This is a genomic window from Pseudoduganella sp. UC29_71 (assembly GCF_042693265.1).
Lineage (GTDB): Bacteria > Pseudomonadota > Gammaproteobacteria > Burkholderiales > Burkholderiaceae_D > Rugamonas.
The window spans coordinates 6,913,762-6,923,737 of the sequence record NZ_CP170549.1; the positions used below are offsets into that span (position 1 = coordinate 6,913,762).

The following is a 9,976-nucleotide window of genomic DNA, read 5'->3' on the forward strand; positions in this document are numbered from 1 at the left end:
CTTTATATAAGGAGACCTCGATGCAATATGAAGACCTGATCGTAGAAACGCATGGCAAGGTTGCCCTGATCCGCCTGAATCGCCCGAAGGCGCTGAATGCGCTGAACGACCGCATGATGAATGAGCTGGGCGACGCCTTCCGCAAGTACGACGCGGACCCGGACATCGGCTGCATCATCCTGACCGGCAGCGAAAAAGCCTTCGCGGCCGGCGCCGACATCGCGGCCATGGCGGACTACACCTACCAGGATACTTACCGCGACAACTACATCACCCGCAACTGGGAGCACATCCTGAAGGTGCGCAAGCCGGTCATCGGCGCCGTGGCCGGCTTCGCGCTGGGCGGCGGCTGCGAACTGGCCATGATGTGCGACTTCCTGATCGCGGCCGACAGCGCCAAATTCGGCCAGCCTGAAATCAAGGTCGGCGTGACGCCCGGCGCCGGCGGCACGCAGCGCCTGCCGCGCACCATCGGCAAGGCCAAGGCCATGGACCTGCTGCTGACTGCGCGCATGATAGACGCGGCCGAAGCCGAGCGCATCGGGCTGGTGTCGCGCGTGGTCCCGGCGGACAAGCTGATCGAGGAAACCCTGGCGGCCGCCACCACCATCGCCTCCATGTCCACCTCGGTGGCGATGCAGATCAAGGACGCCGTCAACCGCGCCTTTGAAACCACGCTGACCGAAGGCGTGAACTACGAGCGCCGCCTGTTCCATGCAGCGTTCGGCACCCCCGCCCAGCGCGAAGGCATGCACGCCTTCCTGGAAAAACGTGCGCCAAAGTTCGACGGGCTCTGAAATTAGGTATTGACGAGAGGAGGGCGAAGCCCCATACTCTCGTTTCTCTGCTGCTGACGAACAAAACGCTTCGTTGGAAATGGCAGGTTCTTTAAAAATTAACAGTCGATAAGTGTGGGCGTTTGATGATGATGCCGGAGGCGCAAGCCTCTTAGCTCAAATTATTAAACGCTTACACAATATATTAAACGTGACCTTCGAAAGAAGGAATCGTCAGTATTTTGAGTGAGCGACCTCGATAGAGATATCGAAAAACAGAGATTGAACTGAAGAGTTTGATCCTGGCTCAGATTGAACGCTGGCGGCATGCTTTACACATGCAAGTCGAACGGTAACAGGGAGCTTGCTCCGCTGACGAGTGGCGAACGGGTGAGTAATATATCGGAACGTACCCAAGAGTGGGGATAACGTAGCGAAAGTTACGCTAATACCGCATACGATCCAAGGATGAAAGCAGGGGACCGCAAGGCCTTGTGCTCCTGGAGCGGCCGATATCTGATTAGCTAGTTGGTAGGGTAAAGGCCTACCAAGGCATCGATCAGTAGCTGGTCTGAGAGGACGACCAGCCACACTGGAACTGAGACACGGTCCAGACTCCTACGGGAGGCAGCAGTGGGGAATTTTGGACAATGGGCGCAAGCCTGATCCAGCAATGCCGCGTGAGTGAAGAAGGCCTTCGGGTTGTAAAGCTCTTTTGTCAGGGAAGAAACGGGCGTGGCTAATATCCATGTCTAATGACGGTACCTGAAGAATAAGCACCGGCTAACTACGTGCCAGCAGCCGCGGTAATACGTAGGGTGCAAGCGTTAATCGGAATTACTGGGCGTAAAGCGTGCGCAGGCGGTTTTGTAAGTCTGTCGTGAAATCCCCGGGCTCAACCTGGGAATGGCGATGGAGACTGCAAGGCTAGAATCTGGCAGAGGGGGGTAGAATTCCACGTGTAGCAGTGAAATGCGTAGAGATGTGGAGGAACACCGATGGCGAAGGCAGCCCCCTGGGTCAAGATTGACGCTCATGCACGAAAGCGTGGGGAGCAAACAGGATTAGATACCCTGGTAGTCCACGCCCTAAACGATGTCTACTAGTTGTCGGGTCTTAATTGACTTGGTAACGCAGCTAACGCGTGAAGTAGACCGCCTGGGGAGTACGGTCGCAAGATTAAAACTCAAAGGAATTGACGGGGACCCGCACAAGCGGTGGATGATGTGGATTAATTCGATGCAACGCGAAAAACCTTACCTACCCTTGACATGGAAGGAATCCCCGAGAGATTGGGGAGTGCCCGAAAGGGAACCTTTACACAGGTGCTGCATGGCTGTCGTCAGCTCGTGTCGTGAGATGTTGGGTTAAGTCCCGCAACGAGCGCAACCCTTGTCATTAGTTGCTACGAAAGGGCACTCTAATGAGACTGCCGGTGACAAACCGGAGGAAGGTGGGGATGACGTCAAGTCCTCATGGCCCTTATGGGTAGGGCTTCACACGTCATACAATGGTACATACAGAGGGCCGCCAACCCGCGAGGGGGAGCTAATCCCAGAAAGTGTATCGTAGTCCGGATTGTAGTCTGCAACTCGACTGCATGAAGTTGGAATCGCTAGTAATCGCGGATCAGCATGTCGCGGTGAATACGTTCCCGGGTCTTGTACACACCGCCCGTCACACCATGGGAGCGGGTTTTACCAGAAGTAGGTAGCTTAACCGCAAGGAGGGCGCTTACCACGGTAGGATTCGTGACTGGGGTGAAGTCGTAACAAGGTAGCCGTATCGGAAGGTGCGGCTGGATCACCTCCTTTCTAGAGTATGGCGCCACGCCAAACGCTCACACTTATCGGCTGTTTTTAAAGAAGAACGTTTTCTGGGGCTGTAGCTCAGCTGGTTAGAGCACCGTGTTGATAACGCGGGGGTCGTTGGTTCGAGTCCAACCAGCCCTACCAGTTTTACCCAGGGGGATTAGCTCAGCTGGGAGAGCACCTGCTTTGCAAGCAGGGGGTCGTCGGTTCGATCCCGTCATCCTCCACCAACTGCTTTTATCTAAGGCCTGAGCTTTAGATAAAAGTAGTATCGTTCTTTAACAATTTGGAAGAAGTAAAGATTTATTGAATATCGCAAGATATTCAGGGTAGTAGATAAATCATCAAACACAGTAGTAAATGCTTGATACCGATAGCCGTCAAGGTTATAGGGACAAGTGAATAAGTGCACATGGTGGATGCCTTGGCGATTACAGGCGATGAAGGACGTAGAAGTCTGCGATAAGCCTCGGGGAGCTGACAAACAAGCTTTGATCCGAGGATTTCCGAATGGGGAAACCCGGCCTTATAGGTCATTGCATGCTGAATACATAGGCATGCAAAGCGAACGCGGCGAACTGAAACATCTAAGTAGCTGCAGGAAAATAAATCAACCGAGATTCCCAAAGTAGTGGCGAGCGAAATGGGATGAGCCTGCATGATTTAGCATGACGCATAGTGGAACGCCCTGGAAATGGCGGCCATAGCGGGTGATAGCCCCGTACACGAAATGCGACGTGTGGAACTAAGTATGCGACAAGTAGGGCGGGACACGAGAAATCCTGTCTGAAGATGGGGGGACCATCCTCCAAGGCTAAATACTCGTAATCGACCGATAGTGAACCAGTACCGTGAGGGAAAGGCGAAAAGAACCCCGGGAGGGGAGTGAAATAGATCCTGAAACCGTGTGCATACAAACAGTAGGAGCGGACTTGTTCCGTGACTGCGTACCTTTTGTATAATGGGTCAGCGACTTACATTCAGTGGCAAGGTTAACCAGATTGGGGAGCCGTAGAGAAATCGAGTCCGAACAGGGCGCCAGTCGCTGGGTGTAGACCCGAAACCAAGTGATCTACCCATGGCCAGGTTGAAGGTGCGGTAACACGCACTGGAGGACCGAACCCACTAATGTTGAAAAATTAGGGGATGAGCTGTGGGTAGGGGTGAAAGGCTAAACAAACTTGGAAATAGCTGGTTCTCTCCGAAAACTATTTAGGTAGTGCCTCAAGTATCACCATCGGGGGTAGAGCACTGTTATGGCTAGGGGGTCATCGCGACTTACCAAACCATTGCAAACTCCGAATACCGATGAGTGCGAGCTTGGGAGACAGACGTCGGGTGCTAACGTCCGGCGTCAAGAGGGAAACAACCCAGACCGCCAGCTAAGGTCCCAAAGATTGGCTAAGTGGAAAACGAAGTGGGAAGGCTAAAACAGTCAGGATGTTGGCTTAGAAGCAGCCATCATTTAAAGAAAGCGTAATAGCTCACTGATCGAGTCGTCCTGCGCGGAAGATGTAACGGGGCTAAGCCAGTCACCGAAGCTGCGGATATGCGTAAGCATATGGTAGGAGAGCGTTCTGTAAGCCTGCGAAGGTGTCTTGTAAAGGATGCTGGAGGTATCAGAAGTGCGAATGCTGACATGAGTAGCGATAATGGGGGTGAAAAGCCCCCACGCCGTAAGCCCAAGGTTTCCTGTTCAACGTTCATCGGAGCAGGGTGAGTCGGCCCCTAAGGCGAGGCAGAGATGCGTAGCTGATGGGAAGCAGGTTAATATTCCTGCACCGTCGTATGATGCGATGGGGGGACGGATCGCGGAAGGTTGTCTGACTGTTGGAATAGTCAGTTTCTGCTTCATAGAAGGCACTTAGGCAAATCCGGGTGCGTAATTCAAGGGAGCGGGACGAGCGGACTTGTCCGCGTAGCAATCGGAAGTGGTTCCAAGAAAAGCCTCTAAGCTTCAGTCATACGAGACCGTACCGCAAACCGACACAGGTGGGCGAGATGAGTATTCTAAGGCGCTTGAGAGAACTCGGGAGAAGGAACTCGGCAAATTGGTACCGTAACTTCGGGAAAAGGTACGCCCCGGTAGCTTGGCTGATTTACTTCAGTAGGGCGAAAGGGTTGCAATAAACTGGTGGCTGCGACTGTTTAATAAAAACACAGCACTCTGCAAACACGAAAGTGGACGTATAGGGTGTGACGCCTGCCCGGTGCTGGAAGATTAAATGATGGGGTGCAAGCTCTTGATTGAAGTCCCAGTAAACGGCGGCCGTAACTATAACGGTCCTAAGGTAGCGAAATTCCTTGTCGGGTAAGTTCCGACCTGCACGAATGGCGTAACGATGGCCACACTGTCTCCTCCCGAGACTCAGCGAAGTTGAAGTGTTTGTGATGATGCAATCTACCCGCGGCTAGACGGAAAGACCCCATGAACCTTTACTGTAGCTTTGCATTGGACTTTGAACCAATCTGTGTAGGATAGGTGGGAGGCTTTGAAGCGGGGACGCCAGTTCCCGTGGAGCCAACCTTGAAATACCACCCTGGTTTGTTTGAGGTTCTAACCTTGGTCCGTAATCCGGATCGGGGACAGTGCATGGTAGGCAGTTTGACTGGGGCGGTCTCCTCCTAAAGTGTAACGGAGGAGTTCGAAGGTACGCTAGGTACGGTCGGACATCGTGCTAATAGTGCAATGGCATAAGCGTGCTTAACTGCGAGACCGACAAGTCGAGCAGGTACGAAAGTAGGACATAGTGATCCGGTGGTTCTGTATGGAAGGGCCATCGCTCAACGGATAAAAGGTACTCTGGGGATAACAGGCTGATTCCTCCCAAGAGTTCATATCGACGGGGGAGTTTGGCACCTCGATGTCGGCTCATCACATCCTGGGGCTGTAGCCGGTCCCAAGGGTATGGCTGTTCGCCATTTAAAGTGGTACGTGAGCTGGGTTTAAAACGTCGTGAGACAGTTTGGTCCCTATCTGCCGTGGGCGTTGGAAATTTGAAGGGGGCTGCTCCTAGTACGAGAGGACCGGAGTGGACGAACCTCTGGTGTACCGGTTGTCACGCCAGTGGCATTGCCGGGTAGCTAAGTTCGGAAGAGATAACCGCTGAAAGCATCTAAGCGGGAAACTTGCCTTGAGATGAGATTTCCCGGAGCTTTAAGCTCCTTGAAGGGTCGTTCGAGACCAGGACGTTGATAGGCTGGGTGTGGAAGTGCAGTAATGCATTAAGCTAACCAGTACTAATTGCCCGTAAGGCTTGTCCCTATAACCTTGACGGTTATATCGCATTTGCCTGTGTTTGAATTACTACCCAATTTACTTCTTCCAGATTGCAGCTGCGTGCCATAGCGCGCAGCGTACAAGTCAAAGCCTGATGACCATAGCAAATCGGTCCCACCCCTTCCCATCCCGAACAGGACCGTGAAACGATTTTGCGCCGATGATAGTGCTGCAACCAGTGTGAAAGTAGGTTATCGTCAGGCTAGTTATATAAGGAAGCCCACCAAGTGATCTTGGTGGGCTTTTTTGCGTTCAAACCACCTTGCTTGCCACGTAATCGATATGGCTTTGCATGGCCAGGCGCGCATCGTCCGCCTGGCCGCCGCAGATGGCATCGCAAATGGCGCGGTGCTGGGCCAGCAATTGCGTGCTCACTCCCGCTTCCTGCGCGCGCAGGCTGCTGCCGTTGAGGGCGATGTGCTCGCGCAGCATGCCGATCACGCTGGCATGCAGGTGCAGAAACATGGAATTGTGCGAGGCCAGCGCAATCGCTTCATGCAGCCGCGCGTCAGCCGCCGCTTCCCCTGGATGGTCGTCGGCCTGGCGCGCTTGTTCGAGCGTCGCGAGCTGCACGCGGATGCGCTCGCGGTCCGCTTCCGTGCCGCGCTGCGCCGCGAAATAGGCGGTGGCGCCTTCCAGTACGCGCCGGAATTCCAGCACATCGTCGCGTACAGCCGGATGGTCGGCGATCAGCTGCCCCCATGGTGACGGCGGGCCGGTGCGCAATTGTTCCGTCACGTACACGCCCGCGCCCGGCCTGCTGCGCAACAGGCCGCGTGCCGCCAGCCGCTGGATCGCCTCGCGTACCGTATTGCGCGATACGCCGTATTGTTCCGCCAGCACGCGTTCGGCCGGCAGCCGTGCATGGGCCGGGTAACTGCCATCCAGCAGTGCCGTTTCCATTTGCCGCATCACGCTTTCCACGCGGCCCCCTTGCTGTCTCATCCGATTTGCTCCGCCTGTGTCTCGCTGTACAGCATACCAAAAATTGGTCCAACCAATTTGTATGAATGCGAAATTCAGCGAATGATGGCGGCTTACGTCAGCAATTGCGGAGACAAAAATGCAAGCTCGCCAATATCCGGCCTCGCCGCCGTCCGATGTCTACCTGTTCGGCACCTGCGTCATCGACCTGTTCATGCCGCAAGCCGGCCTCGACGCAGTGCGCCTGCTCGAGCGCGAAGGTGTGACCGTCCATTATCCGCGCGGCCAGAGCTGCTGCGGTCAGCCAGCCTACAGCAGCGGCAATCCCGAGCAGTCGCGGGATGTGGCGCGTTCGCAAATGGCGCTGTTCCCGCAGGACTGGCCGGTGATTGTGCCGTCCGGTTCCTGCGCCGGCATGATGCGGCACCATTGGCCCGAACTGTTCAAGGATGATGCGGCATGGTCCGCGCCGGCCCGCCAGCTGGCTGCGCGGGTTTATGAGCTGAGCGAATTTCTGCTAAACGTGCTGCATGTGCAGTATCAGGCGCAGCCCCAGGCGGACGAAGAGGTGGTGCTGCACACGTCATGCGGCGCGCGGCGCGAGATGGGCACGCGCGGGCATGGCGTTGCGCTGCTCGACGAGCTGCCCGGCGTGCAGCGCCTGGAGCACGCGCGCGAATCGGAATGCTGCGGCTTTGGCGGCACCTTTTGCCTGAAGCATCCCGATATTTCCGGCGCCATGGTCACCGATAAAGTCGCCTCCGCATGCGCCACCGGGGCGCGCCGCGTCGTGTCCGCCGACTGCGCCTGCCTGCTCAATATCGGCCATGCAGCCAGGGCGCAGGGCGCGCCCTGCAGGTTGAGCATATGGCCAGCTTCTTGTGGCGGCGCGCCACTGGCCAGTCGGCGGGCGGGGAGGGGCAGCCATGATGAATGCACGGGAACGCATGCTGGGACGGCTGCGGGCGGCGGCGCCGGGCGCCACGCGCGGGGCCATCGGTGCGGACGGCGCGATTGATGCGGCCGATGCGGCCGATGCGATCGATGCGCTCGATATGCTGGACGCCAGAATCGCCGCCCACTACGCCGGCCCGCGCCCCGACGCGGCGGCGCGGATCGATGCGCTGGAGGCGGCGTTGCGCGCATCGCGTGCCGATGTGTGGCGCGCCACGGCGGAGGAATGGCCGGCCCAGTTGGCTGCCAAACTGGCCGCGCATGGCGTCAAGCGCCTGCTGCTCGACAAGCCGGCTGCCGAAGGCGCGGCGCTGGCCGGCGCGCTGCCGGCGGACATGGAATCGCTGGCGTTCGCAGGACCGCTGGAGGCCTGGAAGGGAGAACTGTTCAACACTATCGATGCGGGCTTCACGGTGGCCAGGTCCGGCATCGCCGCCACCGGCACGCTGATCCTGGCGCCCGACGCTGGCACGCCGCGCACCGTGTCACTGGTGCCGCCGCTGCATATCGCGCTGGTCTACGCGGACACGCTGCACGCCACCCTGCACGATGCGGCACGCGCCGAGCGCTGGGGCGACGGCATGCCGAGCAACCTGGTGCTGGCGTCGGGGCCATCGAAGACTTCGGATATCCAGCAAACGCTGGCGTTCGGCGCGCACGGGCCGCGCTGGATGTGGGTGGTAATTGTCACGGAAAGGAACAAGCCATGAGCGGACAGACCCTGCATTTCGTCGCGCCACAGGATTTTCACGAGCGCGCCAGGACGGCGCTGGGCGATCCCAAGCTGCGCGCCAGCTTTCGTGGCGCGATGGACTTCCTGCAGACCAAGCGCAGCGCCCAGTTTCCCGATACCGACGAACTGGAGCAGCTGCGCGACCTGGGCGAGGCCATCCGCCAACATGCGCTGGCCAACCTGCCGCAACTGCTGGTGCAACTGGAGGAGCGGCTGACCGCAGCCGGCGTGCATGTGCATTGGGCCGAAACGGGGGACGAGGCCAACGAGATCATTGCCCGCATCGCGCAGCAGCACGGCGCGCGCAAGGTCATCAAGGGCAAGTCGATGGCCAGCGAGGAAATCGAGCTGAATCACTACCTCGGCGAGCGCGGCATCGAGTGCATCGAATCGGACATGGGAGAATACATCGTCCAGATGGCGGGGGAAAAACCATCGCACATCGTCATGCCGGCGATACACAAGACGCGGCAAGACATCGGCACGCTGTTCGAGCAGCACATCCCCGGGACCGCCTACAGCGATGACGTCGATACGCTGATCCAGACCGGCCGGCGCGCGTTGCGCACGGCCTTCGCGGAGGCGGACATTGGCCTGTCCGGCGTGAATTTCGCTGCGGCCGACACCGGCACGATCTGGCTGGTGGAGAACGAAGGCAACGGTCGCCTGTCTACCACGGTGCCCGACGTGCACATCGCCATCATGGGCATGGAAAAGGTGGTGGCGAAGCTGGAGCACATCGTTCCGCTGGCCAGCCTGCTCACGCGCTCCGCCACCGGGCAGCCGATCACCACGTACTTCAACCTCATTTCCGGTCCGCGCCGCGAGGGCGAACTGGATGGTCCGCGCCAGATGCACCTGGTGTTGCTCGATAACGGCCGCACGCAGGCGTATGCCGACGAGCAGCTGCGTTCCACCTTGCAGTGCATCCGCTGCGGCGCATGTATGAATCATTGCCCGGTGTATGGCCGAATTGGCGGCCACGCCTACGGCACCACTTACCCGGGGCCGATCGGCAAGATCATCTCGCCGCATTTGCTGGGGCTGGAAGCGACTGCCGACCTGGCGACAGCATCCAGCCTGTGCGGCGCCTGCGGGGAAGTGTGCCCGGTACGGATTCCCATCCCGTCGCTGCTGGTGCGGCTGCGCACGGAAGCGAACCGGAACCCGCACGAGCAGGTGGCCCATCCGCTGAAAGGGCAGGGTGCGAAGTTCAGCCGTGGGGACCGCCTGGTGTGGCGATTCTGGAGCGGCGCTTTTTCCCACCCGTCGGTGTACAAGCTGTTCCGCTGGGCCGCGACCCGCTTCCGCATCTTGACGCCATCCCAGCAGTTGGGTTGGACCCAGCACCGCGCGCCATTGAAGCCGGCGCCGCGCAGCCTGGCCGACTTGATGCGCGAGAAGGGTCAGGCTGAATAAACCCTTGCAAGCCGCGCAGCGGCTTGCTATAGTTCTGTCCCCGCGCTGCTGAATATACGCAGCGCAGGACAGAAAGAAG

General features: G+C 58.1%; 4 protein-coding genes, 2 tRNA genes, 3 rRNA genes and 1 pseudogene. 9 read left to right on the plus strand and 1 reads right to left on the minus strand.

Annotated elements, in window-relative coordinates; translation table 11 throughout:
- The first annotated feature begins 20 nt into the window (after positions 1 to 20).
- From ACFJI2_RS30845 to rrf, 6 genes are all read left to right on the plus strand, one after another.
- Positions 21 to 797 carry an enoyl-CoA hydratase gene (locus ACFJI2_RS30845; protein WP_107981291.1) on the plus strand — a complete coding sequence of 259 codons (777 nt, stop codon included), beginning with the start codon at positions 21 to 23 and terminating at the stop codon, positions 795 to 797.
- A gap of 263 nt (positions 798 to 1,060) precedes the next feature.
- Positions 1,061 to 2,590 (plus strand): 16S ribosomal RNA (locus ACFJI2_RS30850).
- A 64-nt stretch (positions 2,591 to 2,654) separates the two neighbouring features.
- A tRNA-Ile gene (locus ACFJI2_RS30855) sits at positions 2,655 to 2,731 on the plus strand.
- Positions 2,732 to 2,741: 10 nt separating this feature from the next.
- Positions 2,742 to 2,817 (plus strand) — tRNA-Ala (locus ACFJI2_RS30860).
- Between the two features lie 162 nt (positions 2,818 to 2,979).
- Positions 2,980 to 5,852 (plus strand): 23S ribosomal RNA (locus ACFJI2_RS30865).
- Positions 5,853 to 5,957: 105 nt separating this feature from the next.
- Positions 5,958 to 6,070 (plus strand): 5S ribosomal RNA (gene rrf, locus ACFJI2_RS30870).
- The 16S, 23S and 5S rRNA genes sit together here with 2 tRNA genes alongside, the layout of an rRNA operon.
- Positions 6,071 to 6,119: 49 nt before the next feature.
- Here the strand turns inward: rrf and ACFJI2_RS30875 are convergent.
- On the minus strand, positions 6,120 to 6,812 hold the full coding sequence (locus ACFJI2_RS30875) for a FadR/GntR family transcriptional regulator (RefSeq protein WP_377703225.1): 693 nt from the start codon (positions 6,810 to 6,812) through the stop codon (positions 6,120 to 6,122).
- A 118-nt stretch (positions 6,813 to 6,930) separates the two neighbouring features.
- Here ACFJI2_RS30875 and ACFJI2_RS30880 point away from each other — a divergent pair.
- The 3 genes and pseudogenes from ACFJI2_RS30880 (at position 6,931) to ACFJI2_RS30890 (ending at position 9,897) form a co-directional block, all read left to right on the plus strand.
- Positions 6,931 to 7,721, plus strand: a pseudogene (locus tag ACFJI2_RS30880) ((Fe-S)-binding protein).
- A complete protein-coding gene (locus tag ACFJI2_RS30885) occupies positions 7,721 to 8,455 on the plus strand; it encodes a lactate utilization protein C (RefSeq protein WP_377705933.1) in 735 nt (244 codons plus the stop codon). Before ACFJI2_RS30880 ends, ACFJI2_RS30885 begins: the two are co-directional and overlap by 1 nt.
- Positions 8,452 to 9,897 (plus strand): LutB/LldF family L-lactate oxidation iron-sulfur protein, encoded by a 1,446-nt coding sequence (locus tag ACFJI2_RS30890; protein WP_377703226.1) that lies wholly within the window; start codon positions 8,452 to 8,454, stop codon positions 9,895 to 9,897. Before ACFJI2_RS30885 ends, ACFJI2_RS30890 begins: the two co-directional genes overlap by 4 nt.
- Positions 9,898 to 9,976 lie beyond the last annotated feature (79 nt).